Source organism: Agromyces ramosus, assembly GCF_004216665.1.
Lineage (GTDB): Bacteria > Actinomycetota > Actinomycetes > Actinomycetales > Microbacteriaceae > Agromyces > Agromyces ramosus.
Window position 1 is genome coordinate 653892 of record NZ_SGWY01000001.1, and the last position, 25018, is coordinate 678909.

The 25018-nt window shown below is 71.6% G+C and carries 28 protein-coding genes; 13 read left to right on the forward strand and 15 right to left on the reverse strand.

The window, feature by feature from the left end:
• The first annotated feature begins 71 nt into the window (after positions 1-71).
• Both EV187_RS02925 and EV187_RS02930 read left to right on the forward strand, forming a co-directional pair.
• Positions 72-851, forward strand: coding sequence for an ATP-binding cassette domain-containing protein (locus EV187_RS02925; RefSeq protein ID WP_130351519.1), 780 nt, complete (start codon positions 72-74; stop codon positions 849-851).
• Complete coding sequence (locus EV187_RS02930) at positions 848-2140, forward strand: sugar ABC transporter permease (protein ID WP_130351520.1); 1293 nt, start codon at positions 848-850, stop codon at positions 2138-2140. The genes EV187_RS02925 and EV187_RS02930 overlap by 4 nt, the downstream gene beginning before the upstream one ends.
• A 102-nt stretch (positions 2141-2242) precedes the next feature.
• Here the strand turns inward: EV187_RS02930 and EV187_RS02935 are convergent, their stop codons facing one another.
• Positions 2243-3367 (reverse strand): AI-2E family transporter, encoded by a 1125-nt coding sequence (locus EV187_RS02935; protein WP_207221713.1) that lies wholly within the window; start codon positions 3365-3367, stop codon positions 2243-2245.
• 55 nt (positions 3368-3422) lie between these two features.
• Positions 3423-4553: a serine/threonine-protein kinase gene (locus EV187_RS02940; protein ID WP_165391085.1), complete on the reverse strand. Its 1131-nt coding sequence runs from the start codon at positions 4551-4553 to the stop codon at positions 3423-3425.
• A gap of 319 nt (positions 4554-4872) precedes the next feature.
• On the opposite strand from EV187_RS02940, the gene EV187_RS02945 reads away from it, so the two are divergent.
• The gene (locus tag EV187_RS02945; protein ID WP_130352205.1) at positions 4873-6306 is read left to right on the forward strand and encodes an MDR family MFS transporter; all 1434 of its coding nucleotides are present in this window, start codon (positions 4873-4875) and stop codon (positions 6304-6306) included.
• A gap of 4 nt (positions 6307-6310) precedes the next feature.
• On the opposite strand, the gene EV187_RS02950 is transcribed toward EV187_RS02945, so the two are convergent.
• The 3 genes from EV187_RS02950 to EV187_RS02960 are packed head-to-tail and all read right to left on the reverse strand — an operon-like array spanning position 6311 to position 9995.
• Entirely contained in the window at positions 6311-7756 is a 1446-nt protein-coding gene (locus EV187_RS02950; RefSeq protein ID WP_130351522.1) for a lipase maturation factor family protein, read from the reverse strand.
• A gap of 57 nt (positions 7757-7813) precedes the next feature.
• Positions 7814-9250 carry a phytoene desaturase family protein gene (locus tag EV187_RS02955; RefSeq protein WP_130351523.1) on the reverse strand — a complete coding sequence of 479 codons (1437 nt, stop codon included), beginning with the start codon at positions 9248-9250 and terminating at the stop codon, positions 7814-7816.
• A gap of 4 nt (positions 9251-9254) precedes the next feature.
• On the reverse strand, positions 9255-9995 hold the full coding sequence (locus EV187_RS02960; protein WP_130351524.1) for an NUDIX hydrolase: 741 nt from the start codon (positions 9993-9995) through the stop codon (positions 9255-9257).
• 91 nt (positions 9996-10086) lie between these two features.
• On the opposite strand from EV187_RS02960, the gene EV187_RS02965 reads away from it, so the two are divergent.
• Positions 10087-10896, forward strand: coding sequence for an MBL fold metallo-hydrolase (locus EV187_RS02965; protein ID WP_130351525.1), 810 nt, complete (start codon positions 10087-10089; stop codon positions 10894-10896).
• 3 nt (positions 10897-10899) lie between these two features.
• On the opposite strand, the gene EV187_RS02970 is transcribed toward EV187_RS02965, so the two are convergent.
• Positions 10900-11472: an NADPH-dependent F420 reductase gene (locus tag EV187_RS02970; protein WP_130351526.1), complete on the reverse strand. Its 573-nt coding sequence runs from the start codon at positions 11470-11472 to the stop codon at positions 10900-10902.
• A gap of 99 nt (positions 11473-11571) precedes the next feature.
• On the opposite strand from EV187_RS02970, the gene EV187_RS02975 reads away from it, so the two are divergent.
• From EV187_RS02975 to EV187_RS02985, 3 genes are all read left to right on the forward strand, one after another.
• Positions 11572-12090, forward strand: a complete 519-nt coding sequence (locus EV187_RS02975; RefSeq protein WP_130351527.1) for a MarR family winged helix-turn-helix transcriptional regulator — start codon at positions 11572-11574, stop codon at positions 12088-12090.
• A gap of 193 nt (positions 12091-12283) precedes the next feature.
• The gene (locus tag EV187_RS02980; RefSeq protein WP_130351528.1) at positions 12284-12907 is read left to right on the forward strand and encodes a ClpP family protease; all 624 of its coding nucleotides are present in this window, start codon (positions 12284-12286) and stop codon (positions 12905-12907) included.
• Positions 12904-13527, forward strand: coding sequence for a ClpP family protease (locus tag EV187_RS02985; RefSeq protein WP_130351529.1), 624 nt, complete (start codon positions 12904-12906; stop codon positions 13525-13527). Before EV187_RS02980 ends, EV187_RS02985 begins: the two co-directional genes overlap by 4 nt.
• On the opposite strand, the gene EV187_RS18495 is transcribed toward EV187_RS02985, so the two are convergent.
• Both EV187_RS18495 and EV187_RS02995 read right to left on the reverse strand, forming a co-directional pair.
• Positions 13524-13988 (reverse strand): helix-turn-helix domain-containing protein, encoded by a 465-nt coding sequence (locus tag EV187_RS18495; RefSeq protein WP_207221714.1) that lies wholly within the window; start codon positions 13986-13988, stop codon positions 13524-13526. The genes EV187_RS02985 and EV187_RS18495 overlap by 4 nt on opposite strands.
• An 87-nt stretch (positions 13989-14075) precedes the next feature.
• Positions 14076-14552 (reverse strand): MarR family winged helix-turn-helix transcriptional regulator, encoded by a 477-nt coding sequence (locus EV187_RS02995; RefSeq protein ID WP_165391086.1) that lies wholly within the window; start codon positions 14550-14552, stop codon positions 14076-14078.
• Between the two features lie 86 nt (positions 14553-14638).
• On the opposite strand from EV187_RS02995, the gene EV187_RS03000 reads away from it, so the two are divergent.
• Positions 14639-15229, forward strand: a complete 591-nt coding sequence (locus tag EV187_RS03000; protein ID WP_130351531.1) for an NADPH-dependent FMN reductase — start codon at positions 14639-14641, stop codon at positions 15227-15229.
• 71 nt (positions 15230-15300) lie between these two features.
• On the opposite strand, the gene EV187_RS03005 is transcribed toward EV187_RS03000, so the two are convergent.
• The 3 genes from EV187_RS03005 to EV187_RS03015 form a co-directional block, all read right to left on the reverse strand.
• A complete protein-coding gene (locus EV187_RS03005) occupies positions 15301-15603 on the reverse strand; it encodes a DUF1540 domain-containing protein (protein ID WP_130351532.1) in 303 nt (100 codons plus the stop codon).
• Positions 15604-15731: 128 nt separating this feature from the next.
• Entirely contained in the window at positions 15732-15947 is a 216-nt protein-coding gene (locus tag EV187_RS03010) for a hypothetical protein (RefSeq protein ID WP_130351533.1), read from the reverse strand.
• A 75-nt stretch (positions 15948-16022) separates the two neighbouring features.
• Complete coding sequence (locus tag EV187_RS03015; protein WP_130351534.1) at positions 16023-16391, reverse strand: DUF4406 domain-containing protein; 369 nt, start codon at positions 16389-16391, stop codon at positions 16023-16025.
• Positions 16392-16599: 208 nt separating this feature from the next.
• On the opposite strand from EV187_RS03015, the gene nhaA reads away from it, so the two are divergent.
• A complete protein-coding gene (gene nhaA, locus EV187_RS03020) occupies positions 16600-18483 on the forward strand; it encodes a Na+/H+ antiporter NhaA (RefSeq protein ID WP_130351535.1) in 1884 nt (627 codons plus the stop codon).
• 103 nt (positions 18484-18586) lie between these two features.
• A complete protein-coding gene (locus EV187_RS03025) occupies positions 18587-19432 on the forward strand; it encodes a glycosyltransferase family 2 protein (RefSeq protein WP_165391087.1) in 846 nt (281 codons plus the stop codon).
• Here EV187_RS03025 and EV187_RS03030 read toward each other — a convergent pair.
• The 3 genes from EV187_RS03030 to EV187_RS03040 are packed head-to-tail and all read right to left on the reverse strand — an operon-like array spanning position 19390 to position 21843.
• Positions 19390-20202 (reverse strand): nitroreductase family protein, encoded by an 813-nt coding sequence (locus tag EV187_RS03030; RefSeq protein ID WP_130351537.1) that lies wholly within the window; start codon positions 20200-20202, stop codon positions 19390-19392. The genes EV187_RS03025 and EV187_RS03030 overlap by 43 nt on opposite strands.
• Positions 20203-20209: 7 nt before the next feature.
• Complete coding sequence (locus tag EV187_RS03035) at positions 20210-20578, reverse strand: hypothetical protein (protein WP_242609402.1); 369 nt, start codon at positions 20576-20578, stop codon at positions 20210-20212.
• 2 nt (positions 20579-20580) lie between these two features.
• Positions 20581-21843: an AI-2E family transporter gene (locus tag EV187_RS03040; RefSeq protein WP_130351538.1), complete on the reverse strand. Its 1263-nt coding sequence runs from the start codon at positions 21841-21843 to the stop codon at positions 20581-20583.
• 216 nt (positions 21844-22059) lie between these two features.
• Here EV187_RS03040 and EV187_RS03045 point away from each other — a divergent pair, with 216 nt between their 5' ends.
• The gene (locus EV187_RS03045; RefSeq protein WP_130351539.1) at positions 22060-22767 is read left to right on the forward strand and encodes a VOC family protein; all 708 of its coding nucleotides are present in this window, start codon (positions 22060-22062) and stop codon (positions 22765-22767) included.
• 86 nt (positions 22768-22853) lie between these two features.
• Here EV187_RS03045 and EV187_RS03050 read toward each other — a convergent pair whose 3' ends face one another.
• Positions 22854-23438, reverse strand: coding sequence for a helix-turn-helix domain-containing protein (locus tag EV187_RS03050; RefSeq protein ID WP_130351540.1), 585 nt, complete (start codon positions 23436-23438; stop codon positions 22854-22856).
• 82 nt (positions 23439-23520) lie between these two features.
• On the opposite strand from EV187_RS03050, the gene speB reads away from it, so the two are divergent.
• Both speB and EV187_RS03060 read left to right on the forward strand, forming a co-directional pair.
• Positions 23521-24504, forward strand: a complete 984-nt coding sequence (speB, locus tag EV187_RS03055; RefSeq protein WP_130351541.1) for an agmatinase — start codon at positions 23521-23523, stop codon at positions 24502-24504.
• 62 nt (positions 24505-24566) lie between these two features.
• Positions 24567-24992: a nuclear transport factor 2 family protein gene (locus EV187_RS03060; RefSeq protein WP_130351542.1), complete on the forward strand. Its 426-nt coding sequence runs from the start codon at positions 24567-24569 to the stop codon at positions 24990-24992.
• The last annotated feature ends 26 nt before the right edge of the window (positions 24993-25018 follow it).

Below are 25018 nucleotides of genomic sequence, written 5' to 3' on the forward strand. Positions count from 1 at the left end.
CATTCCCCCTCCCAGCGTCGGCCGCCGAGTGCCACACTGAGAGCCAGACAGCGTCGTCGAAAGGAAGCGGCATGAACACGAGCGTGGATGCGGCCGGCGCGGCCGCGCCGATCATCGAGCTCGAAGGGGTCGTCAAGAGCTTCGGTCCCGTGAGCGTGCTCAAGGGAGTCGCGCTCAAGGCCTATCCGGGCAAGGTCACCGCGCTCGTGGGCGACAACGGCGCCGGCAAGTCGACGCTGATCAAGGGGCTCGCAGGGGTCCAGCCCTACGACGCGGGCGTCGTTCGGTTCGACGGCGAGCCGGTCACCCTCCACACTCCCCGAGACGCCGCGCGGCACGGCATCGAGGTCGTGTACCAGGACCTCGCCCTGTGCGACAACCTCGACATCGTGCAGAACATGTTCCTCGGCCGCGAGGAGACGGACTACGGCACGTTCGACGAGGGCCGCATGGAGCGCGAGGCATCCGACACCCTCCGTTCCCTCTCGGTCCGCACCGTGAAGTCGGTCCGCCAGCGGGTCTCGAGCCTCTCCGGCGGCCAGCGGCAGACGGTCGCCATCGCCCGCGCCGTGCTCAAGAAGGCGCGCGTCGTCATCCTCGACGAGCCGACCGCGGCCCTGGGCGTCGCCCAGACCGAGCAGGTGCTGAACCTCGTGAAGCGACTCGCCGAGCAGGGCGTCGCCGTCATCATCATCAGCCACAACCTCGCGGACGTGTTCGCCGTGGCCGACCACATCAACGTGCTCTACCTCGGCCAGATGGTGGCGTCGCTCGACACGAGCGAGACGAGCAGCGACGACGTCGTGGGCTACATCACCGGTACCAAGACCCCGACGGGAGCCGGCGCATGAGCACGCAGAAGACGCCCTCCGGCACGATCGCAACCGAGACCTCGGCCACCGAGATCAGCGCCGACCTCATCGGCAGCGGCCAGGAGGGCACGATCGGCGACCAGGTGCGCGCGTACTTCCAGCGCGTGCGCAGCGGCGAGATGGGCGCACTGCCCGCGATCGGCGGATTCGTCGTCCTGACCATCCTGTTCAGCTTCCTCAGCCCGTTCTTCCTCACGGAACGGAACTTCGCCAACCTCCTGACCCAGGCGGCCACGCTCGTCATGCTGGGCATGGCGCTCGTGTTCGTGCTGCTGCTCGGCGAGATCGACCTGTCCGCCGGCGTGACGAGCGGCATGACGATGGCGCTGTTCATCGTGCTCGTCAACGTGCACGGCGTGCCCTGGATCATCGCCCTCGCCGCCGCGTTCGCAGTCGGCATCCTCACCGGCACGTTCATCGGGTTCTTCGTCGCGAGGGTGGGCATTCCATCCTTCGTCGTGACACTGGGCCTGTTCCTCGGGTACCAGGGCATCACGCTCATGATCATCGGAGCAGGCGGCCTGTACCGCGTGCAGATCCCCGAGATCAGGGCCATCCAGAACGCCAACATGCCCGTCTGGGCCGGCTGGGCGATGCTCGCGGTCATCCTCGCCGTGTCCGCCGCGACCTCGTTCTGGGATCGTGCGCGACGCCGGCGCGCTGGCGTGCCCAACCGCACCATCACGTTGGTCTGGATCAAGCTCGGCGTGATCGCCGTCGTCGGCGGCGCGGTGGTCGCCATCCTCAGCCGCAACCGCGGCCAGTCCGTCGGGGTCGTCGAGGGCGTGCCGATCGTCGTGCCGATCGTGCTCGTCATCCTCTGGATCGGCACGTTCGTGCTCGACCGCACCAGGTACGGCCGCTACCTCTACGCCATCGGCGGCAACGCCGAGGCGGCACGCCGCTCCGGCGTGAAGGTCATGCTGATCCGGTGGACCGCCTTCATCTGCTGCTCGAGCCTCGCCGTCGTCTCCGGGCTGTTCTCGATCAGCAAGGTCGGTGCGGTCGACGCGGCCGCGGGGCGCGAGATCGTGCTCTCCGGCGTCGCCGCCGCCGTCGTCGGCGGCGTGAGCCTCTTCGGTGGCCGCGGTCGCCTGCTGCACGCGGCGGTCGGCGCGCTCGTGATCGCCGTGATCACGAACGGCCTCGGCCTGCTCAACCTCCCCGCGGGCGTGAACCTCGTGGTGACGGGCGGCGTCCTCATCCTCGCGGCGACGGTGGACGCGGTGTCCCGGGTGCGCGCGGGCGGCTCGATCCTCCGCACCTGAGGCGGCGGAGCGAAGCGGATGCCGCGGGCGTGTCGCCGCGGCATCCGCCTCGTCATTCCCGGAGCGGGCGGCCCGGTCGCAGTCGGCGCGGCCGGGGACCCGCTAGCGGACGTCCTGGCGGGGGAAGACGACCTTCTCCACGATGATGATGAGCGAGGCGGCGACCGGGATCGCGACGAGCGCGCCGAGCACGCCGCCGAGCGTGCCGCCCGCGACGGCGGCGATCACCACGAGGGCGCCGGGCACCGCGACCGCGCGGTTCATGATGCGCGGGCTGAGCACGTAGGCCTCGACCTGCATGTAGATGAGGTAGTAGATCGCCGCGGCGAGTGCCGTCACCGGCGACGCCGCCAGGCACACGAGCGAGATGATGATGGCGCCCGTGAGCGTGCCGACGAGCGGCACGAGCGAGGCCAGGAACGCGATGAACGCCAGCAGGATGGGCGCCGGTGCGCCGATGATCGACAGGAAGATGAGGCTCAGGACGCCGTTGAGCGCGCCGAGCGACAGCTGGCCGATCACGTACCGGCCGACGGATCCGGTGATCTCCTCGGACACCGAGCGGAACCCCGAGCGCGAGCTGGCCGGCACGAACCGCCCCGCGTACCGCTTCATCGAGGCGAGCGAGGCGAGGAAGTAGAGCGTGAGGATCAGCACGATCGTCGCGCCCGTGAATCCCCCGGCGATCCCGGCTCCGACCGCGAGGATGCCGCCGGTCAGCGCACCGAGGTTGTCGGGGTCGGCGAGCCAGTCGCCGCCGGCGCTGATGGCCTGCTGGATCGCGTCCCCGCCCACGAGCGAGTTGAGCCATGCGACGAGGTCGCTGTTCTGGATGTTCTCGACGATCGAGTCCCAGTCCTCGATCAGGATCTTCGTCTGCTCGATGACGATGGGCACGAGGGTGGCGATCAGGCCGACGAACACCCCGATCACGACCACGAAGACGAGCAGGATCGCCAGCCATCGCGGGATGTCGCGTCGTTGCAGCCAGCTCACGACGGGGTCGAGGCCGAGCGCGAGGAAGAGCGCGAGGGCCACGTAGAGGATGACCGTGCCGAGCTGCCCGACGATTCCGCCGAGGAGTATCGCCAGCAGCACGCCCAGCGCACCGACGAACCCGATGCGGAACGCGTGGATCTTCACCTCGGGCCCGGCCGAGTCGGCGTTCGCGGTGACCTCGGCCGCGGGTGGGGGTTCGAGCGTGCTTGACCGATTCCGTCTCCACATGCTGGCGACGCTACGCCGCTCCCGCGCGGTGGCCACGCGCCGCGCCGACGCGGCGTCAGAGCGCGACGACACCCGCCACCGCCGTGACGACGAGCGCGACGGAGACCGCGACACCGCCGACCGCTGCGGACGCGATCGCGACCGTGCGGGCGGGCGATCCCGGCGATCCGGGCGAACGCGCCGGTCCGAACCGTCCGAACCGGCGGGGCGAGCCGGAAGCGCGGGACGAACCCGATGAGCCGGCGGTTCCCGGAGCCTGACGCCGCGTTGAACGCGGCCGACGCCATGTGCGGGCGGTGCGGCCCTCGTGCTTGCCCCGCCCGGTGATGATCATGCCGCGGATGACGTCGCGCATCGTCGCGGCGACGTCGTGCGCGGTGGGTCGGCGGGCCGGGTCGTCGTCGGTCATGGCCGAAAGGAGGGCCCGCCACTCGCCGGGAAGGTCTTCGGGAACGGCCGGCGGCCGATGCAGGCGCGCCAGCGCGGCCTCGATCGCGCTGCCGGGATACTCGCGCTCGCCGCGCAGCGACTCGAGGAGCACGAGGCCCAGGGAGTACACGTCGCTCGGCGTGCCGACCTCGTCGCCTCGCGCCTGCTCGGGCGAGATGTAGGCGGCCGTGCCCATGATGGCGCCGTCGCCCGTGAGCCGCGATCCGTCGGCGAACTGGGCGACGCCGAAGTCCGCGAGCTTGGCCATGAGGGTGTACCCGAGCGTCGGCACCTCGGCGACGAGGATGTTCTCGGGCTTGACGTCCCGGTGCACGATGCCGTGCCCGTGCACGTAGCTGAGCGCATCCGCCATCTGCGCCCCGATGTCGGCGACCTGGCGTGGCTTCATCGGACCCCGTGCGAGGCGGTGGGCGAGGGAGCGTCCCTCGACGTACTCCATGACGACGTAGCGGCGGGCGACGCCCTCGTCCATGAGGACGCCCGCATCGTGGATGCCGACGAGCCCGGGATGGTTGAGCCGGCTCAGCAGCCGGATCTCGCGCTCCCGGCGCTGCAGGTCGGCGACGGTGTCGTCGTCGGCACGGAACACCTTGACCGCGATGTCGCGGCCGAGTTCGGTGTCACGGGCGCGGTAGACGTCGGCCATCCCCCCGGAGCCGAGGTGCTCGCGGAAGTCGTACCGTTGTCGGTGGTGGTCGGGCGTGGGTATGTGGTCTGCGAGTCGCAGATCGCTCATGGTCAACTCCTGATGTCTGTACGTCTCGGGCTGTGGCGCACTCCGCATCGACTGACTCATGCGTGAACCGAGAATACCCAACGGCGCCCGTTCGTCCCGGGGGGCTTGCACGTGGCGCTCCGATGCCCTAAGCGGCCCTGATGAGCACCGATTCCTCGAGGTTCGACCGAACGGATGCCGCCGATCCGGGAATGCCGAGCGGACGCTCGCGTTGTCGTTGGGAGCGGGTGCGTTCCGTGCGCCGGCATCGAGGAGGAACGTGACCGAGCAGACTGCCGTCGGATTCCGCTCCGAACGCGGGCCGGTGCTGATCGCGCTCATGCTCTCGACGGGCCTCGTGGCCATCGAGGCGACGATCCTCGCCACGGCGGTGCCCTCGATCGTGGCCGACATCGGCGGGTTCTCGCAGTTCCCGTGGCTGTTCTCGATCTTCCTGCTCGCCCAGGCCGTCTCGGTGCCCGTGTACTCGAAGCTCGCCGACACGGTCGGGCGCAAGCCCGTCATCCTCTTCGGAATCGCCGCGTTCCTCGTGGGGTCGATCCTCTGCGGCGTCGCCTGGGACATGACCTCGCTCATCGTCTTCCGCGCGGTGCAGGGCCTCGGCGCCGGCGCGGTGCTCCCGGTCTCGATCACCATCACGGGCGACATCTACACCGTGCGCGAGCGCGCCAGGGTGCAGGGCTACATCGCGAGCGTGTGGGCCGCGTCATCCGTGATCGGGCCCTCGCTCGGCGGGCTGTTCGCCGAGTTCCTCTCGTGGCGGTGGATCTTCTTCGTCAACATCCCGTTGTGCTTCATCGCCGCGTGGATGCTCATCCGGGCCTATCACGAGACCGTCGAGCGCCAGAAGCACCGCATCGACGTCGCCGGCGCCGCCGTGCTGACCGTCGGCCTCACGCTCCTGATCCTCGCCGTGCTCGAGGGCGGGCAGGCCTGGGCGTGGTGGTCGTGGCAGAGCATCGGCGCATTCGCGCTCGCGGCGGTGCTCCTCACGGCGTTCGTCCTCATCGAGCGCCGCGCCGCCGAGCCCGTGCTGCCGTTGTGGCTGTTCTCCCGCCGGCTCATCGTCACGACGTCGCTCATCTCGTTCGGCGTCGGCGCCGCGCTGATCGGCCTGACCTCGTACGTGCCGACGTTCCTCGAGATCTCGGCGGGGGCGAGCCCGCTCGTGTCCGGCCTGGCCGTCGCCGCGCTCACGCTCGGGTGGCCGATCTCGGCCTCGCAGTCCGGCCGGCTCTTCCTGCGCATCGGGTTCCGCGCCACCGCGCTGATCGGCCTGGGCATCGCCGTGCTCGGCGCCGTGGGCCTCTTCGCCGCCTCGCTCGTGCCGAGCCCCTGGACCACCGCCATCGCGTGCTTCGTAGTCGGACTCGGGCTCGGGCTCGTCGCATCGCCGACCCTCATCGCGGCGCAGTCGTCGGTGGCGTGGACGGAACGCGGCGTCGTCACCGGCGCGAACATGTTCCTGCGGTCGATGGGCAGCGCGGTCGGCGTGGCGATCTTCGGCGCGGTCGCGAACGCCGTGATCGCGGGCTCGGGACTCGGCGAGCACTCCCCCGACGCGATCCAGGCGGCATCCGGAGCCGTGTTCATCGCCGTCGTCGTCGCGACCGCCGTGACGATCGCGGGAGCGCTCGCGATGCCGCGCGGCCACGTCGACGACATCGAGCACCGGCCCGCCGAGGCGGCCGACCTGAACGGACCGGCTCGGGAGCCGGCCGATGAGGAGGCCGCCGCGCCGCCCGGCGGCTGAACGCTCAGCCCGCTCGCATCCCGGCGGGTCCGATGACCTCGCGCTGGTACGTGCGGATCCAGCGCTGCCGCGTCTCGCGGAACTCCGCGTGGGTCGCGAACCGGTAGTGGTAGGCGTGCACGCGCACCCACGTCGGCGGCGCGCCGTCGAACGGGTCGGTGCGCAGCAGCGCGAGCGTCGGGGCATCCGCCTCGAGCAGGCGCAGCAGCAGCACCTCGAACCACGGCTCCCACATGCGGCCGAGCGGCAGGAACCACATCAGCCAGTCGAGCCGCAGGTGGTACGGCGCCCACTGCCGCGGCACGGCACGAAGGTCCCCGGGCTTGCCCTTGAAGCCGTACTCGCGCCACTCCGAGTCGTCGTCGGGCTCCTCGGCGAGCGTGCCCTCGACGACGATCTCGATGCGCCGCTTCGTCACGGTGCCGAACGCTCCGTAGGCGTTCACCAGCATCCACCGGTTGAAGCTCGCATTCATGAGCTGGCGCCGCGAGAGCAGGTTGCGGATCGGCCACCAGCTCAGCACGAGCAGCAGCGCGGATGCCGCGAGCACGACGATCGCCCACCAGATCGGCGTCGTCGCGGCATCCGTGCCCAGGTCGGCGGGGATGGCCGGGATCGCCCAGTGCCAGGCGGAGTCGGTGATGGCGGATGCCGCGAGCACGACCGTGATCCAGTTGAGCCAGGCGAAGTTGCCGGTGACGATCAGCCAGAGCTGGGTGAGGATGACGATCACCGCGGCGGTCGAGCCGACCGGTCCCGGCACGAAGAGGAGGAACGGCACCACGAGCTGGGCGAAGTGGTTGCCGAGCACCTCGCCGCGGTGGAACCACTTCGGCAGCAGGTGCGCCTGCCGGCTCAACGGGTTGGGCATCGGCTGCGTCTCGTGGTGGTACATGAGCGCGGTGAGGTCGCGCCACTCTCGGCCGCCGCGGATCTTGATCATGCCCGCGCCGAACTCGAGGCGGAAGACGAGCCACCAGATCGCGACGATGATCGTGACGGGCGGCGGCTGGTCGTTCGAGCCGAGGAACGCGACCGTGAAGAGCGCCTCGCAGAGCAGCATCTCCCAGCCGAATCCGTAGAAGGTCTGCCCGACGTTCACGATCGAGAGGTACAGGATCCAGAGGGCGAGGAAGACCAGCATCGGCACGAACGGCGGCCCGAGCTGCGGCAGCCCGACGACGACGGATGCCGCGAGCACCATGCCGGTGACCGCGACGGCGACGAGGCGACGATCGGTGTAGCCCCAGCGGAAGACGCTCGGCCCGCGCAGCCGCCGGGCGATCCGGAGGAGCTCGGGCACCGGGAGCAGCCCGTGCTCGCCGAGGAGGGGGCGGAACTGGTTGAGCGTGGAGAGGAAGGCGATGAACGCGAGGGCGCCCACGCCGCGCTGCAGCACCTGGCGGGCGATCTCGTAGTCGTGCGCGTCGAACCAGTCGAGCCAGTCCACGCCCTCACGCTACGCCCGGTGTCGCGACGGCCGGAAGCCGTTGACGCCCGGGTGGCGTCAGCCGATGTCGAACCGCTCCCGCAGCGCCAGCTTGGCGGCCCACCACCCGTTCATGCCGTGCACCGCCGGGCCCGGCGGCGTCGCGCTCGAGCAGAGGTAGACGCCCGGCACGGGCGTGCGCCACGGCGCGGTCGACACCACGGGCCGCTTCACGAACTGCGCGAGGGTGATCTCGCCCGAGTAGATGTCGCCGCCGATGTAGTTCGCGTTGTGGGCGGCGAGATCGGTGGCGGTGCGCTGCGCCGACGCGAGCACGAGGTCGCGGAAGCCCGGGGCGAACCGCTCGACCTCGCGGGTCACGAGCTCGGTGGCGTCGAGCGTCGATCCGGCGGGCACGTGCGTATAGGCCCAGAGCACGTGCTTGCCGGCGGGCGCCCGGCTCGGGTCGACGACGGTGGGCTGGGTCGCGAGCACGTACGGATGCCGCGGCGCCAGGTCGTCGACGCCCGGCTGGAGTCCGCGGCGCACCGCGTTCTCGGCCGCCGCGATCTGCTCCCGCGACCCGCCGAGGTGCACCGTGGGCGCGAGGCCCACCTCGGGATTCGTCCAGGGCACCGGTCCGTCGAGCGCGAAGTCGACCTTCGCCACGCCCGAGCCGTAGCGGTAGCGACGGATGGCGCGCCGGTACGCCGCGGGGAGGTCGGCCGTGAGCAGCAGCTCGGGCGACGTGTCGAGGAGCACCGCTCGGCTGCCGCGCACGTCGTCGAGCGAGCGCACCGGGGCATCCGTCACGATCTCGCCGCCCAGCCGGCGCAACTCGTTCGCGAGGGCATCGGCGATGACCTGCGAACCGCCCCTGGGGAAGCCCCAGCCCACGCCGTGGGCATGCATCGCGAGCAGCAGGCCGGCCCCGGCGGACGCGAGCGACGGCATGCCGCCGGCTGCATGCGCGACCACGCCGGTGAAGAGCGCCGGCGCCACGTCGCCCAGGAAGCGCACGTTCCAGGCGCCGGTGCCCTGTTCCAGCGACCGGAGCCCGAACCGCACCGCCGCGATCGGGTCGCGCGGCATGCGGAGCAGCTGCGAGCCGGTGAACGACACGACTCCGCGTTGCCGGGCGAGCAGCGGCGCGATGAGCCGTCGCCACGCGCGCCCGTCGGCGCCGCCGAGTGCCCTCGCCGTTCGGTCGAGGTCGCGCCACGCGATCCCGGCGCGGCCGCCGTCGAGCGGGTGGGCGTACGACGCCTCGGGCACGATCCACTCGATCCGGTCGAGGAGCCCGAGCTTGCGGAACACCGGCGACGCCAGCGCCGCCGGGTGCACGGCCGAGCACACGTCGTGCCGGAAGCCCGGCAGCGTGAGCCCGGCCGAGCGCACGCCGCCGCCGATGGAGGACTCGGCCTCGAGCAGCCGCACGGACAGTCCGGCGCGCGCGGCCACCACCGCGGCCACGAGCCCGTTCGGCCCGCTGCCGACTACCGTGACGTCGATCACCGGGTCAGAACCCGGCTCCCATGGTGTTGACGTAGATCCACGGCAGTCGGTCCATCACGAGCCGGTGCTGGTTGCCCTCGGCGTCGGGGCCCTCGTCGGCCACGGCCGGGTGATCCTCCTGGCGGTGGCGCTCCGCCTCGTACTCGTCGTCCTCCTGCCAGAGGATCGTGGTGCCGTCCTCGCTGAGCTTCGCCACGTAGGGCTTCACGTCGCCGCTGCGCAGCTCGGCGAGCGCCGCATCGACGGATGCCGCGTGCTGCAGCCCGTGCAGCGTCACCCAGGTCGGCGGCCACAGGGTCATCGAGCCGGCCGCGTGCCGGTCGAGCGCGTCGACGGGGCGCAGCCACTCGACCGCCATGACCTCGTCGGGCGCGGGTCGGATCTCGCCGTCGGGAACGCGCACGGCGAAGAACGTGGTGCGCAGCTGCTTCGGCGAGTTCTTCGGCGGGGTCCAGTGCGAGAACGGCACGAGGTCGTAGCGGTCGAGCTCCAGCCCGATCTCCTCCCGGGTCTCGCGCACGGCGGCACGCCGCGCGGCGTCCTCCGTGTCGATCGAGCCGCCCAATGCGTCGGCGTCGTCCACGGCTCCACCGGGGAACACCCAGGCGCCCGCGAACGATCCGCGATCGCGCGGTCGCTCGGCGAGGAGCACCTCGAGGCCGCGTTCGCCGTCGCGGAGGAGCACCACCGTCGCGGCCGCCCCGGCAACCTCGTCGTTGGTGAGGGATTCAAGGTCGCTGTCCATGTCCCCACATTAGGCCGGTCGGCGCGCGAGCGCATCGGTGTCGGCGGCAGGGTCCCCGCAGCCCTCGGCCGCCACGGATACACTGCGGAGCATGCACCTGCCACGACTGCGCGGCGCCGGCGAGGAGGCCGTGTCCCCCCAGGCGACACTCGTGCTCGCGCCGAACCCCGGCCCCATGACCCTCGACGGCACGAACTCCTACGTGCTCCGGGCGCCGGGTTCACCGGGGGTGGTCGTCGTCGACCCCGGGCCCTCGGATGCCGCCCACCTCGAGCGACTCGCCTCGTACGGCCCGGTCGAGCTCGTGCTGCTCACCCACCACCACGCCGACCACGTCGAGGCGTTCGCGGAGTTCGCCCGGCAGGCCGGCGCTCCGGCACGGGCGATGGATCCGGCCCACTGCATCGACGCGCCGCCGCTCGCCGACGGCGAGGTGATCCAGGTCGCCGGCCTCGAGCTCGAGGTGATGGCGACGCCCGGCCACACGTCCGACTCGGTCTGCTTCGTGCTGCCCGACGACGGCGACCACGGCTCGGTGCTCACGGGCGACACGGTGCTCGGGCGGGGCACCACGATCATCGCCGACCCCGACGGCGCGCTGGGCCCGTACCTCGACTCGCTCGCACGCCTGCAGGCGTTCGCCGCTTCGGCCGGCGGGGTGGTCACGGTGCTGCCGGGCCACGGTCCGGTGCTGCGCGACCTGGCATCGATCTGCGAGGACTACGTCGTCCACCGCGGCGAGCGACTCGCGCAGATCAGGGCGGCGCTCGAGCGTCTCGGCGCCGACGCATCGGTCGAGGCGGTGACCGACGTCGTGTACGCCGACACGGATGCCTCGGTGCGAGGTGCAGCCGAGGCATCCGTTCGTGCGCAGTTGCGGTACCTCAGGGGCACCGCCTGACGGCTACGCGACGAGCGCGACGCCGCCCGTCCAGCCGATCTTCTCCTGCACGGCGAGCGTGAGCTGGAGGAATCCGACCGCCTCGAGCTCGCGGGCGCGGGCGAGCGACCCGGCGTCGACCGCGGCCACGCCGCCGGCGCGGATGACGTCGGCGAGGGCGTCCTTCGCGGCCGCGTCGTCGCCGGCGATCAGCACGGTGGTGGGCTCGCTGCCGATGGTCTTGGCGGCGAGGGTCGCGGCGAAGTTGGTGTTGAAGGCCTTGAGCACGCGCGACTCGGGCAGTGCCAGGGCGAGTTCGCCGGCCTTCGAGCCGTCGGCGGGGGCCACGAGCGAGTCGAACGTCTCGAAGTCGAGCGGGTTCGTGATGTCCACCACGATCCGGCCGGCGAGCTCGGCGCCGCGCTTCGCGACGATCTCGGCGAGCGAGGGGTGCGGCACGGCGAGCACGACGATCTCCCCCGTGATGGCGTCGGACGTGTCGCGCCCGACGAACTCGACGGTGTTGCCTCCGGCTGCCACGATGGCGCCGATCGCACTGCCCATGTTGCCCGAACCGATGATGCTGACGGTGGTCATGTCGTCCTCTCCGCGCCTTCCGGCGCGATTACTTGTCGATACAACCAACATGCTAGCCCAGTTCAGTTGTTGCGTCAACCAATACGCTAGACTGGGGTCATGGACGAGACGAGATGGTTGAGCACTGAGGAGTCCGCGGCCTGGGTGCGACTCGTCGCGCTTGCGGAGCTGCTGCCCGGTGTCCTCGATGCGCAGCTGCTGCGCGACGCCGGCCTCACCCACTTCGAGTACGGCGTGCTCATGGCCCTCGGCGCCTCCCGTGAGCGCACCATGCGCATGACCGAGCTGGCCTCGCGAACCAACGCGACGCTGCCCCGCCTCTCCCACGTCGCGCGTCGCCTCGAGGAGCGCGGGCTCATCCGCCGCTTCCCCTGCCCCGAGGACCGCCGGGCGACGAACGCGACGGTCACCGACGCCGGCCTCGCGCTCATCGAGGCGGCCGCGCCCGGCCACGTCGACACGGTGCGCGCCAACGTGCTCGACGTGCTCTCCCCCGAACAGCTCCAGCAGCTCTACGAGATCGCCGGCCGCGTGCTCTCGAGGCTCGACCCCGACGAGCGCCTCACCGCGACGTCCTGCCAGTTCAGCGAGGGCCCGGCGCTCGCCCGCGCCGGCTGACCGCCTCCCCCACGCACGCCCCGTCGGCGCGCGCCCCGCGACGCCCTCGATCGGACGGGATTCGGCGGTGCGCGGGCCCCGGCACCGCCGGATCGCGTCCGATCGACGCCCGCGACGCGTCACGCCGCTCTGGGCAGCACTGCCGTGAGCGGCATCCGCCCCGCGCGCGCCGAGGCGCACGCAGGCTGGACGCATGAGCGAACACGAGACCCCACCGATCCAGCCGATCGACGCCGAGCTCACCCGGCGCCTGTTCCACGAGCGTGTCGTCGTGCTCGGCGACGAGCTCGACCAGGCGGGCGGCAACCGCCTGATCGCGCAGCTGCTCACCCTGTCCGCCGACGATCCGCGCCGTGACATCCGCTTCTGGATCAACTCGCCCGGCGGCTCGGTGCCGGCGATGCTCGCGATCATGGACGTGATGCGGGCGATCCCGAACGACGTCGCGACCATCGCGATGGGCTGGGCGGCGAGCGCGGGCCAGTTCCTGCTCACCGCGGGCACACCCGGCAAGCGGTTCGCCCTGCCGCACGCGCGCATCCTCATGCACCAGGGCTCCGCCGGCATCGGGGGCACGGCCGTCGACGTCGAGCTCCAGGCCGACGACCTGCGCTACACGCGCGACGTCGTGCTCGGCATCACCGCCGAACTCACGGGCCAGTCGCTCGAGCGCATCGCGCAGGACTCGCTGCGCGACCGCTGGTACACCGCCGAGCAGGCCGTGGAGTACGGCTTCGTCGACCGGATCGTCCACGGATCCGATGAGCTGCTCGGCGGCGGCGCCCGTCCGGTGACCGGACTGCGGGTGTCGGCATGAGCTCCTACACGATCCCCTACGTCGTCGAGAAGCGCGGCAACGCCGAGCGCACGATGGACGTCTACAGCCGGCTGCTCTCCGAGCGCATCGTCTACCTCGGCACCGAGATCGACGACGGCGTCGCCAACGTGCTCATCGCGCAGTTCCTGCACCTGGCCTCCGAGTCGAGCGAGACGCCGATCAGCCTCTACCTCAACTCGCCCGGCGGCTCGCCCGGCGCGGCGCTCGCGGTCTACGACACCATGCGGCACATCAGGCCGGATGTCGCGACGACGTGCGTCGGGCAGGCGGGCGGTCCGGCCGCGGTGCTCCTCGCCGGCGGCGCCAAGGGGATGCGAGCCATCCTCCCGCACGGCAAGGTGACGCTGCACCAGCCGTCGACGCAGGGCCGCGGCACGGTGCCCGACCTCATCATCCACGCCGACGAGGTCGTGCGGGTGCGCGCCGAGCTCGAGGCGGCGCTCGCCTCCGACACGGGCCGCGACGTGCTGACGCTGCGCCACGACACCGACCGCGACCTGATCCTGCCGGCGGCCGCCGCCGTCGCCTACGGCCTGGCCGACCATGTGCTCGAGGCGCAGGTCCCCGTGGGCCTGACGGAGGCCGCCGCCGCGCGTTAGGCGGCGAGGAGGAACGCGTCGGAGGGCGCTGCGACGGTCGCGCCGCCGCGCGCCATCGTGCCGGCGGCGTCCGCACCGGTGAGGTCGAGCGGATGCTGCAGCGCGGAGTCGGCGCGGAAGGCGAGCGACGCCTCGACGAGCAGGCGCTCTCGGCGCTCCGCCTCGCGGCGATCCTCGTCGCGGCGCGCGCCGAGCCGCTCGCCGACGCGGCGCACCACGTCGAACAGCTCGAGGCCGAGCGCGTCGGCCACCGACCCGAGGATCTCGGACGACGGCTCCTTGCGCCCGCGCTCGATCTCGGAGAGGTACTGCGGCGACACGCCCGCGGCGGCGGCCACCTCGGTGAGGATCCGCTCCTGGTCGAGGCGCTCCCGGCGGAGCACCTCGCCGAGCACGTGCCGCCAGAGCGGCTTCGGCGCGTGCGGGCCGAGCGCCCGCGAGAACTCGACGACCTTGCCCATGTGCCGAGGCTAATCGCGGAGGGTGCGCGTCGTCAGGCCGATCCGCTCAGGGCAGAATCGGATGCCGCGAACCCGCGCCGCGCGCGCTCAGCCCGTCGCCCGCTGCGCCGCCTCGCCGAGCCGCTCGGCCACCCGCTCGGTCGCCCGCGCCAGCACCTGCTTCTCCTCGGGATCGAGCGCGTCGAGGAACAGGCTCCGGATCGACGCGGCATGGTCGCGCAGCGAGTGCAGCAGCGTGCGCTTGCCCTCGCGCGTGAGCACGACCCACGAGCCTCGGCCGTCGGTGTCGCACTCGGCTCGCTCGACCAGGCCCCGAGCAGCCATGCGCGACAGCTGGTGCGACAGCCGGCTCTTCTCCCAGCCGAGCGCCTGCCCGAGCGCACCGGGGCGGAGCCGCCGTTCGGGCGCATCGAAGAGCGAGAGCAGCACGGAGTAGTCGGCCTGCGAGATGCCCGCATCGCGCTGCAGCCGGCCGTCGAGCTCGCGCATGAGGTCGCGGTGCATGGTGAGGAAACCGCGCCAGAGCGCCCACTCACCCTCGCCGATCTCTGACACCACGGACATGCCCACCATCCTATCCATATTTGGTTGACACGTCATCTATTAGGGTTATGATGACGCGTCAACTACTTCCCGGAAGGACTCCCCGAATGACCGCAGTCAGGATCGGCATCATCATCGGCAGCACGCGACCCGGTCGCGTCGGCGACCAGGTCGCCAGATGGGTGCTCGAGCACGCATCCGCCCGCAGCGACGCCGAGTTCGAGCTCGTCGACCTCGCCGACTTCGCGCTCCCGCACCTCGACGAGGCCGTGCCACCGAGCATGGGCCAGTACGCGCAGGCGCACACCAGGGCATGGGCCGAGAAGGTCGACTCGTTCGACGGCTACATCTTCGTGACGCCCGAGTACAACCACTCCACGTCGGGTGCGCTCAAGAACGCGCTCGACTTCGTCTACCGCGAATGGAACGACAAGGCCGCGGGTCTTGTCAGCTACGGTTCCGTGGGCGGCACGCGCGCCGCCGAGCACCTGCGCCTGATCCTGGGCGAGCTGCAGGTGGCCGACGTGCGCCAGCAGGTGTCGTTCTCGCTCATGACCGACTTCGAGCAGTACACGAACTTCACCCCGGCGGCCTACCACCAGGGCATGCTGGCGACCCAGCTCGACCAGCTGGTGCCGTGGACTACCGCCCTCAAGGGCGTGCGCGAGGCACGCACCGAACTCGACCGCGCGGCGTAGACCCCTCGCGACTGACCCCGGCTCCCGCCGCGCGGCGCGCCGCCGGAGTCAGCGCGTCGCGGTGCGCGGGCTCAGGCGGGCTCGTAGGTCAGGCAGTCGGCGTCGTCGGCGCCCGGCCCGATGCGCACGGATGCCGCGTGGCACTCCAGTGACGTGTTGTGGATGCACTCCGCACGCTGGCAGGCGCCGACGTGCGTCACCACCTTGTCGAGGCCGCCCTTGGTACCGAGCGGGATGAACGTGGCGCACTCGGCGTCGCCGATCGATCCGCCGATCGTGACGGCGGCCGCGTGGCAGTGGGAGTGGTCGTTGTAGGAGCATCCGGCCACCGAGCATTCGGCGACGGCGGGCAGATCGTCGAGCGTCATGCTCATGGGGACCTCCTGAAGCGGTTGCGACCCTTGCGTTACCGGCGATGGTAGTCCCGGACGCGGTCGCGCGCAGTACCCCGGGCGGTCTTTTTCGCAGATCAGCGGCCATTTCTTAGTTAGGTGAGCCTCGCCTACGCCGGGGCGTTGTCAGGGTCGACGGTCTCGATCGTCTCCTCCTCGACCGCGTTGTCGGCTTCGAGCTCGTTGGCGTCGGGGCCGACCTCGTCGCCGACGGCCACGACGTCGTCGGCGTCGTTGCGCGGCTCGCCCTCGGCCCGTCGCCCGCCGACGTCGGGCGTGTCACGGCCGGCGTCGTGTCGCTGTGCATGGTCTCGTGGATCGGTCATGGGGCCCTCCTCGTTCCGTTGCCTCCAGCGTCGGCCCGAGGCCGGGCGCCGTCAACGGCTTGACGCCGGACCTGCTCAGCCCACCGGCGGCAGCTCGTCGGCCGACGCGAACACGGCGGCGCCGCGAGCCCGCGCGATCTCGGCCATCTCGTCGGCCCCGGCCGACGCGCCGCCGACCCGGAGCACCGCGTCGCACCGCGCGACGAGCAGGCGCGCGTAGGGGTGGAACACCGATTCGAACGCCGCATCGCCGGTGGCCGTCGACCCGGCGAGCTCCGCGAGCGGCAGCGCGAGCGCTTCGCCGGTGAGCGGCACGTGCCCGCGGCGGAGCACCTCGTACGCGGCGCGGTTCATGAGGTCGACGTTGGCGGCGAGCTTCTCGGGATCATCGCCCGTGCCCGAGCGGTACGGGCCGGCGATGAGCACCAGGAAAGGTTCGGTCATGCGTCCATCATGCCGATTGGCACTAGAGGGCGTGCGCTCGCGCACGACAGAATGAGCGGAGACACCTGGAGGTGCGCGATGTCCATCGAAACCGTGCTCTGGTCGATCCTCGGCCTGATCGGCGCCGTCGGCGGCGTCCTGCTCCTCGCGGCCCTCTGGTCGATCATCCGCGCACCGCGCTCCTGACGTCGCGACGTGAACTGACCGCATGACGAGCGCCGCCACCACCACGGCACCGTTGGTCCGCCATGCCGTCAAGAAGGGCGGCACGTCCGACCGACTGTCGGCGCTCCTGCTGCTCACCTTCACGCTCATCGCGATCGTGTGGGCCAACTCACCGTGGGGCGCGACCTACGACGAGTTCTGGGACACCGAGGTGGAGGTCATCGTCGGCGAATTCGCCGCGCACCTCACACTGCACCAGCTCGTGAACGACGGGTTGATGGCGTTCTTCTTCTTCACGGTCGGCCTCGAGGTGAAGCGCGAGTTCACGATCGGCGAGCTCACCGACCGCAAGCGGGCTGCGGTCCCCGTGATCGCCGCGGTCGCCGGACTCGCGCTTCCCGCCGCGATCTTCCTGCTCCTGAACGCGAACACCGGCCAGGCGCACGCATGGGGCGTCGTGATCTCGACCGACACCGCGTTCCTGCTCGGCGCGCTCGCGATCATCGGGCCGAAATTCCCGGCGCGGCTGCGCACGTTCCTGCTGACCCTTGCCGTCGTCGACGACATCGGAGCGCTCGTGGCGATCGCCGTGTTCTACAACGAGGGACTGCGGGCCCTGCCCCTCGGGATCGTGGCGGTGCTGCTCGTGGCGCTCGCCCTCGTGCGGTTCCTGCCGGTGGGCCGTGGCCCGGCGTACGCCGTGCTGGGCTTCGGACTCTGGCTCGCCGTCGCGGCGGCGGGCGTGCACCCCACCCTCGCGGGCGTCGCCGTGGCGCTGCTCATCCCGGTGTTCCCGCCGCGGCGCATGGACGTCGAGCGCGCCGCCGAGCTCACCCGTGCGTTCCGCGAGTCGCCGAACACCACCTATGCGCGAGCGGCCACCCGCAGCCTGCGCGACTCGCTCTCGATCAACGAGCGCCTGCAGGCGGCGTGGTCGCCCTACATCGCGTTCATCGTTCTGCCGATCTTCGCGCTCGCGAACGCGGGCGTGCGGCTCGATCCGGCGACCCTCGCCGCGGCCGTGGTCTCGCCCCTCACGTGGGGCGTGATCGCCGGCCTCGTCGTGGGCAAGTTCGTCGGCATCACCGGGGCGACGGCACTGGTGCGGATGCTCCGCATCGGCCGCCTCGCGCCGGGCCTCACGATGCCCCGCATCGCGGGCGGCGCGGCGCTGTCGGGCATCGGCTTCACGATCGCCCTGTTCATCGTGGGACTCGCGATCGAGGACCCCGAGATGCAGGACCTCGCGCGCGTGGGCGTGCTCACGGCATCCGTCATCGCATTCGTGCTCGGCTGGGCGATCTTCGTGGTGGGCGACCGCCTCCGTCCGCCGATGGCCGTCGGCGCGAAACTCGCCCGGCCGTTCGACCCCGAGCGCGACCACTACCGCGGTCGCCCCGACGCCCCGTACCAGATCGTCGAGTACGGGGACTTCGAATGCCCGTTCTGCAGTCGAGCGACCGGCTCGATCGACGCGGTCATCGAGCACTTCGGCGACGACGTGCGGTGGGTGTGGCGGCACCTTCCGCTCGAGGCGGTGCATCCGCACGCGAAGGAGGCGGCGCAGGCGGCCGAGGCCGCAGCGCTGCAGGGGCGATTCCTCGACATGGCGCGCACGATGTTCGCGCACCAGGATCGGCTCACGACCGACGACCTGTGCCGGCATGCCCGCGAGCTCGGCCTCGACATGGATCGCTTCGCGGAGGACCTCAGATCGCCCGCCGTGGTGCGGCGGGTGGAGGACGACATGCTCGACGCCGAGCTGATGGACCTGCACTCGACGCCGACGTTCTTCATCGGCGAGCGCCGGCACAAGCGGCCGTACGACTCCGGCACGCTGATCGCGGCCCTCGAGGCCGAACGCGAGCGGGCCGAGCAGGAGGCGGCGCGGGAGGCACGGGGCGCCCGCTCGGACGGCACCGGCTGACGGCGCGCGACCGGTCGCGGACACCCCCGTCGACGACCGGCACGCGCGAGGCTCGCCCGCAAGCCCGTGGTGGATGCCGAGCCGCTTCCATACGGTGTCACCCATGGGACGAGACGACGACGGCATGCGTGGCGACCCGGGCACGCTCTCGATCGTGGTCCCGGTGCGGAACGACCGCGACCGGCTCGAGCGGCTCCTGCGCTCGATCGCCGCGCAGTCGCGGGCGCCCGACGAGGTGATCGTGGTGGACAACGGCGGCAACGGCGACCTCGACGCCCTCGCCCGACGCTACGGATTCCGCATCGTGACCGAGCCCGTCGTCGGCATCCCAGCGGCCACTGCCCGTGGTCTCGACGCGGCGTCGTCCGACGTGCTCGCCCGCGTGGACGCTGATTCCGTGCTTCCCCGCGATTGGGTGGCCGCGGCGCATGACCGCTTCGCCGACCCGGCGGTCGGCGCCGTGACGGGGTGGGCCTGGCTCCCGCGCGCGCCCCGCGGCGCCTCGCGCGTGCTCGTACTGGGCTACCTCGGCGGCTACACGCTGCTCGCCGGCATCGGCCTCGGCCATCGTCCGCTCTGGGGCTCATCGGCCCTCGTGCGCAGTTCGCTGTGGCGAGTCGTGCGCGACGACTTCTGTCGCGACGACCAGCGGGTGCACGACGACCTCGACCTGAGCATCCACCTTCCACCGGGCACCCGGGTACTGCGCGACCGGCGGCTGTCGGTGGGCGTCTCGACCCGCCCCTTCCGGGATCCGCAGAAGCTCTGGCGCGACGCGGCCATGGGCGTGCACACGTTCGTGCGGCACTGGCCCCACGAGTTCCCGCCGTTCCGCTGGGCGCGCATCGTGCGCGCACGGGCGACCGGCGGGGCGGCCCGGGCACCGCAGGGCGTGGCCGCGTCGGGTCAGCCCCGCTCGGGCGGCAGCACGTCGTCCCAGCCGGCCTGAGGCGTCTCGCACGTCTCGCGGTACACGTACTGCGACGGACGCTTGCGCTCGTGGCTCACCCAGTCGATCGCCGGCCGCCGTTGCTCCTCCGGCACGTAGCCGAGGCGGTAGACCGCCATCAGCTCGAGGTCGTCGGGCACCCTCAGGAGGCGCACGACCTCGTCCCACCGACCCGGCACCTCCATCGGGAACGAGATGAACTGGATGCCCATGCCGAGCTCGACGGTGGTGAGCCACACGTTCTCCATGGCGGCGCCCATGCTGAACACCGAGTAGAACGAGGAGAGCTGCCCGGGCCGGTACTCCGACCGGTCGAGCATCACCCCGAGCAGCAGGGGCGACCCTGCGACGAGCTTGCGGTTCTCCTCGCCGAGCGTCTTCGGCACCCCGAACGCGTTCATGAGCTTCTGCCCGCGCGTGGTGAAGACCTGGCTCGTGAACGGGCGGAGCGCCGCCGGGAGCCGGTCGAACAGCATGCCGCTGCGCTGCTGCTCCATCTCGGCCTGGCTGAAGCGGAAGTACGGCTTGTACCGCTCGAAGAAGGTGCCGTTGGACATGGCCTCGGTCATGCTCTCACTCGAGATGCGCGCGATCCGCTCGATCGTCTCCCGGTTCTCGACGACCACGAAACGCCAGGGCTGGCTGTTGAGCTGCGACGGGGCCCGTCCGGCCGCCTCCAGGAGGGTCCGCTGGTGCTCCTCCGAGACTGGATCGGGCAGGAACGGTCCGTTCGTCGTCTTGCGGCGGCGGATGGCGTCGAGCAGCTCCATGCGGGTGCTACCTCCTCGTCTCGGGCGCCAGCGAGCGGATCAGCGCGGCCGCGAAGAACGGCGCCGCCGACAGGGCGATGAGCGGATGCCGCCGGGTGCGCGTGCCGGCGTACGGGATCAGCGCCAGCGGCACCGCGGAGGGCGCGAGCAACGCCGCCGCCTCGCGGCTGACGCGGCGCGGACGCCCCCACGCCGCCGAGCTCATCGCCCCGGCGGCGAGCGCGGAGGTGGCGACGTACAGGGCGTGGTGCACCCACCTGGCGTTCCGCGTGTCGACCAGCCGCAGGGCGACGGATGCCCCGAGCGCGCAGGTCGCCGCGAAGCTCACGGCGGCCGCGGTGAACATCGGGGCGGAGCGCGCACGTCCGTCGGTCACGATCAGGCGACCGGGGTCCCGCCGGCAGTGCCCGCGGGAAGCTCCTCGGGATGCGACGTGGCGTCGGAATGCGATCGTCGGCGGCGCCGGAGGGACTTGCGTTCATCGATCGATGGATCCGGTCCATCCCAGACCTTGATGATCGCCCAGCCCACGGCGGTGAGCGGAACCGCCAGCACGGCGCCGATGATGCCCGCCAGGATCGTCCCGGCAGTCAGCGCGATGAGGATGACGAGCGGATGGAGCTTCAGCGACTGCGCCATCACGACGGGCTGCAGCAGGTCGCCCTCGAGCTGGTTCACGACGATGACGATCGCGATGACGATGAGGGCGACCACGGGCCCGTTCGCCACGAGAGCGACCAGGGCGGCGAGGATGCCGGCGACCGTCGCACCGACGAGCGGGATGAACGCCGTGAGGAACACGATGACCGAGAGCGGCAGGGCGAGCGGCACCTGCAGCACGACGAGCCCGATGCCGATCGCCACGGCGTCGACGAGGGCGACGATCGCCGTGCCCCGGACGTACCCGCCGAGCACCTTCACGCTCGTCACGCCCACGCGACGCCCGCGCTCCAGGCGCTCGCCGCGGAAGGGCCGCATGAAGAACGCCCAGATCCGGTCGCCGTCCTTGAGGAAGAAGAACAGCACCACGAGCATCAGCAGGAGGCCGGCGACGAACTCCGTCGCCCGTGAGACGCCGGTGAGCGCCGTCTGTCCGAACTCGGCGCTGGTCAGGAAGTCCACGATCGAGTTGCGCGCGTCCTCGACCTGCTGCTCGTCGATCGGGAACGGCAGCGTCTGCACCCAGCCGAGCAGGTCGTCGAAGCCGTCGGTCGCCGCGGTGGAGAGCTCATCCCACTGGTTGCGCACGGCGAACACGATGGCGGTGATGATGCCGCCGAGCACGAGGATGCCGCCGAGGAGGGTCACCCACGCCGCGAGGATCGGCGCGAGCCCGATGCGGCGGAGCCAGCCCACGAGCGGGCTCGCCGCGGCCGCGAGGATGAGCGCGATGAGCACGGGGATGACGAGGAGCTTGACCTGCACGAGCGCCCAGACGGCGACGGCGCCGAGCACGAGCACGAGCAGGACCTGGAGGCTGCGGATCGCCCAGCGGCCCAGGCGGTCGTTCCAGATCGGCCCCCCGGCTCCGCGACGGGCGGTGTCGCCGTGGGATGCCGAGGGTTCGCCGGGTTCGCCGGGCTTCCGCGGGCCGCCGGGCTCGCCGGCGGCGACGGTCTGGCGCGCGCGTCGGAAGATCATGCGACGACCTTAGGGCCGGCACGGCCCGCGCCCCATGCCTTGACGCGGAGCGGCGCACATGCAACGACGGTCGGGGCGGGTCTCGCGATCGCCTGGTCCAGGGCGAAGATGGCGTGGACGACGGGTCCGGCAGTGACGTCCGGGCCGTGGGGCCGAACGGCTCGAGGTGGATTCCCCGATGCCGCCGCGGCCGAACCGGAGATACACTCACCGTCCATGGACATGCTGAAGGGCGAACAGATCGCCGCGGCCAATCTGACCGACTGGCGCAAGCTGGCCCAGGGACTGCATGCCCGGTACCTGGTCGACGACTTCGGCACCGGCGCACGGTTCGTCGTCGCAGTGGGCGAGGCGGGCGACGCGCTCGGCCACCACCCGCGCGTGTCGATCGGCGATGGGCACGTCGATCTCGAGTTGGTCAGCGACGACGCCGTCTACCGCGACGACGAGGGCACCGAACACGTCGTCGAGTGGGTGACCCGGCAGGATGTCGACCTCGCTCGGCGGATCACCGAGATCGCGGCCGACCACGGGGTCGCCGCCGACCCGGCCTCGGTCGGCGAGATCGAGCTCGGCCTCGACACGGCCCACTCCGCGACCATCGCCCCGGTGTGGGCCGCCCTCCTGACCGGGAGCGCCGAGTCCCAGGGCCGCGGGTCCCCGAGCGACGAGATCCGGGACGCCACGGGACGGGTACCGAACCTGTGGTTCGGGGACGCCGAGGAGCACGACACCCCCCGTCAACGGTTCCACATCGAGGTCTACGTGGCGCCCGAGGTCGTCGACCAGCGGATCGCCGCCGCCCTCGCCGCGGGCGGCACCGTCGTCGACGACAGCGACGCGCCCTCGCTCACGGTGATCGCCGACCAGGACGGCAACACGGGAGTCGTCTGCGTCGACGTGTCCGCTGCGCAGAAGGAGTGATCCGCCGACTCGGGTGATGATCGCCCACCGTGCCGGAGCGACCTTCACGCCATCATCGCGTGGACCGGACGAGCGCGAGACACGCCCTAGGCCGAGCCGCTCCACGGCGCCGGGACGAGGACCCAGCACACCTCCGCGCCCGCGTCGTCCTCCGCGTGCCAGCTGTGGGGCTCGCGCCCCGGGAAGGTCAGGGCGTCGCCGGTCTCGAGGCGCACCGAGCGATCGGCGAAGCGCACGGTCACGGCGCCCGAGACCACGTGCATCACCTCGACGTCGGCGTTGACCGTGTAGAGCTCGTGGCCGCCGTGGGCGCCGGGCACGAGCGAGGACCGGATGAGCTGCACGCGCGACTCACCACGCGGTGACATGAGCAGCTCCGTCACCCCGACGCCGCCCAGGTTGATGTTCGGTGCGTCGGCTCGCGTGATGCGCTGGATCTCGGGCTCGGCGAAGAGCGCGCCGACGGGCAGCGAGAGCACCTGGCACAGCTGCACGAGCGTCGCGACGCTCGGCGACGTCTCGTCGCGCTCGACCCGGCTGAGGAAGCCCTTGCTGAGCCCGCTCGACTCCGCGACCTGCGCGAGCGTGAGGTTCTGCGCGATGCGCGTGCTGCGCAGCTTGGCGCCGATCGGCGTGCCCACCGCGTCGGCCGACGGATGGATCGGGCGCATGCGCACTCCTCCCTTGACGGCGGTGGCAACGGCGTCGTACAGTTGCCGCAAGTTTTCTCAACAGTACCAAAGGTTTCGTAATATGCAACTCACTCCCGACGAATCGAGCAGCGGCATCCGCGGCCCCGTCGATGCGAGCGTCGTGCCGCGCTTCGCCGGCATCGCCACGTTCGCGCGACTCCCGCGCCTCGACGAGGTCGATCGCGCCGACGTCGCGATCGCCGGGGTGCCGTTCGACAGCGGGGTGAGCTACCGCCCGGGCGCCCGCTTCGGTCCAGCGCACGTGCGAGAGGCCTCGCGCCTCCTCCGCCCCTACAACCCCGCTCAAGACGTGTTCCCGTTCGGTGCGCAGCAGGTCGCGGATGCCGGCGACATCGTCGCCAACCCGTTCGACATCGCCGAGGCGGTGCGCCAGGTCGAGGCCGGCGCGAGGGAGCTCGCCGAGCGCGCGGGCCGGCTCGTGGTGATCGGCGGCGACCACACCATCGCGCTTCCGCTCCTGCGGGCGGTGCACGCGCAGCACGGTCCCGTCGCGGTGCTGCACTTCGACGCGCACCTCGACACGTGGGACACCTACTTCGGGGCGCCCATGACCCATGGCACGCCATTCCGCCGCGCATCCGAGGAGGGGCTCATCGACCTCACCGCGAGCATGCACGTCGGCATCCGCGGCCCGCTCTACGCGAAGGGCGACCTCGAGGACGACGAGCGCCTCGGCTTCTCGATCATCACCAGCGAATACCTCGAGGAGCACGGGCCGGCGGCGGCGATCGATCGCATGCGCGCCCGCATCGGCGACGCACCGCTCTACATCTCGATCGACATCGACGTGCTCGACCCTGCTCACGCGCCGGGCACGGGCACACCCGAGGCCGGCGGCCTGACGAGCCGGGAGCTCCTGCGCATGATCCGGGCGCTGTCCGACCGCCGCATCGTGGGCGCCGACATCGTCGAGGTCGCGCCCGCCTACGACCACGCGCAACTCACCGCCGTCGCGGCGAGCCACGTGGCCTACGAGCTCATCAGCGCGATGGCGCCGCGCGGCGCCCGGCCCTCCGCGGGCTGACGGCCGCCCCCAACGCAGCCCGCGCACCCAACCCGCAACCCCGAGGCGAAGGAGCCCCACCGATGACCGAGCAGACCCAACCGACTCGAGAGGCGGTGCTGGCCGCGGCATCCGAGATCGTGCAGGCCTTCGCCGACACCGACGGCGAACGGTACTTCGCGACGTTCGCCCCCGAGGCGACGTTCGTGTTCCACACCGAGCACGAGCGGCTCGCCGACCGGGCGACGTACGAACGGCTCTGGGCGAGCTGGGTCGACGGCGGATGGCATGTCGTGTCGTGCACGTCGAGCGACCAGCTCGTGCAGTCGTTCCCGGGCGGAGCGGTGTTCTCGCACTCCGTCGACACCACGGTCGAGACGGGCCAGGGCACCGAGTCGTATCGCGAACGGGAGACCATCGTCTTCCGTGCCGACCCGGCGACGGATGGCACGGCGCCGCGTCTCGTCGCCGTGCACGAGCACCTCTCCCCCATGCCCGACGCCGCCTGATCCACCCCCGTCACCCCGACACCCCA

Coding starts and splice junctions, on each gene's coding strand:
- EV187_RS03045 (WP_130351539.1), top strand. CDS start 22,060: ATGGACATGCTGAAGGGCGAACAGATCGCCGCGGCCAATCTGACCGAC.
- speB (WP_130351541.1), top strand. CDS start 23,521: ATGCAACTCACTCCCGACGAATCGAGCAGCGGCATCCGCGGCCCCGTC.
- nhaA (WP_130351535.1), top strand. CDS start 16,600: ATGACGAGCGCCGCCACCACCACGGCACCGTTGGTCCGCCATGCCGTC.
- EV187_RS02940 (WP_165391085.1), bottom strand. CDS start 4,553: ATGAGCGATCTGCGACTCGCAGACCACATACCCACGCCCGACCACCAC.
- EV187_RS03040 (WP_130351538.1), bottom strand. CDS start 21,843: ATGATCTTCCGACGCGCGCGCCAGACCGTCGCCGCCGGCGAGCCCGGC.
- EV187_RS02965 (WP_130351525.1), top strand. CDS start 10,087: ATGCACCTGCCACGACTGCGCGGCGCCGGCGAGGAGGCCGTGTCCCCC.
- EV187_RS03060 (WP_130351542.1), top strand. CDS start 24,567: ATGACCGAGCAGACCCAACCGACTCGAGAGGCGGTGCTGGCCGCGGCA.
- EV187_RS03030 (WP_130351537.1), bottom strand. CDS start 20,202: ATGGAGCTGCTCGACGCCATCCGCCGCCGCAAGACGACGAACGGACCG.
- EV187_RS02960 (WP_130351524.1), bottom strand. CDS start 9,995: ATGGACAGCGACCTTGAATCCCTCACCAACGACGAGGTTGCCGGGGCG.
- EV187_RS03025 (WP_165391087.1), top strand. CDS start 18,587: ATGGGACGAGACGACGACGGCATGCGTGGCGACCCGGGCACGCTCTCG.
- EV187_RS03010 (WP_130351533.1), bottom strand. CDS start 15,947: ATGACCGATCCACGAGACCATGCACAGCGACACGACGCCGGCCGTGAC.
- EV187_RS03050 (WP_130351540.1), bottom strand. CDS start 23,438: ATGCGCCCGATCCATCCGTCGGCCGACGCGGTGGGCACGCCGATCGGC.
- EV187_RS02995 (WP_165391086.1), bottom strand. CDS start 14,552: ATGTCCGTGGTGTCAGAGATCGGCGAGGGTGAGTGGGCGCTCTGGCGC.
- EV187_RS03015 (WP_130351534.1), bottom strand. CDS start 16,391: ATGACCGAACCTTTCCTGGTGCTCATCGCCGGCCCGTACCGCTCGGGC.
- EV187_RS02975 (WP_130351527.1), top strand. CDS start 11,572: ATGGACGAGACGAGATGGTTGAGCACTGAGGAGTCCGCGGCCTGGGTG.
- EV187_RS03005 (WP_130351532.1), bottom strand. CDS start 15,603: ATGAGCATGACGCTCGACGATCTGCCCGCCGTCGCCGAATGCTCGGTG.
- EV187_RS02930 (WP_130351520.1), top strand. CDS start 848: ATGAGCACGCAGAAGACGCCCTCCGGCACGATCGCAACCGAGACCTCG.
- EV187_RS02980 (WP_130351528.1), top strand. CDS start 12,284: ATGAGCGAACACGAGACCCCACCGATCCAGCCGATCGACGCCGAGCTC.
- EV187_RS02945 (WP_130352205.1), top strand. CDS start 4,873: ATGCTCTCGACGGGCCTCGTGGCCATCGAGGCGACGATCCTCGCCACG.
- EV187_RS18495 (WP_207221714.1), bottom strand. CDS start 13,988: ATGGGCAAGGTCGTCGAGTTCTCGCGGGCGCTCGGCCCGCACGCGCCG.
- EV187_RS02925 (WP_130351519.1), top strand. CDS start 72: ATGAACACGAGCGTGGATGCGGCCGGCGCGGCCGCGCCGATCATCGAG.
- EV187_RS02985 (WP_130351529.1), top strand. CDS start 12,904: ATGAGCTCCTACACGATCCCCTACGTCGTCGAGAAGCGCGGCAACGCC.
- EV187_RS02970 (WP_130351526.1), bottom strand. CDS start 11,472: ATGACCACCGTCAGCATCATCGGTTCGGGCAACATGGGCAGTGCGATC.
- EV187_RS02935 (WP_207221713.1), bottom strand. CDS start 3,367: ATGTGGAGACGGAATCGGTCAAGCACGCTCGAACCCCCACCCGCGGCC.
- EV187_RS03000 (WP_130351531.1), top strand. CDS start 14,639: ATGACCGCAGTCAGGATCGGCATCATCATCGGCAGCACGCGACCCGGT.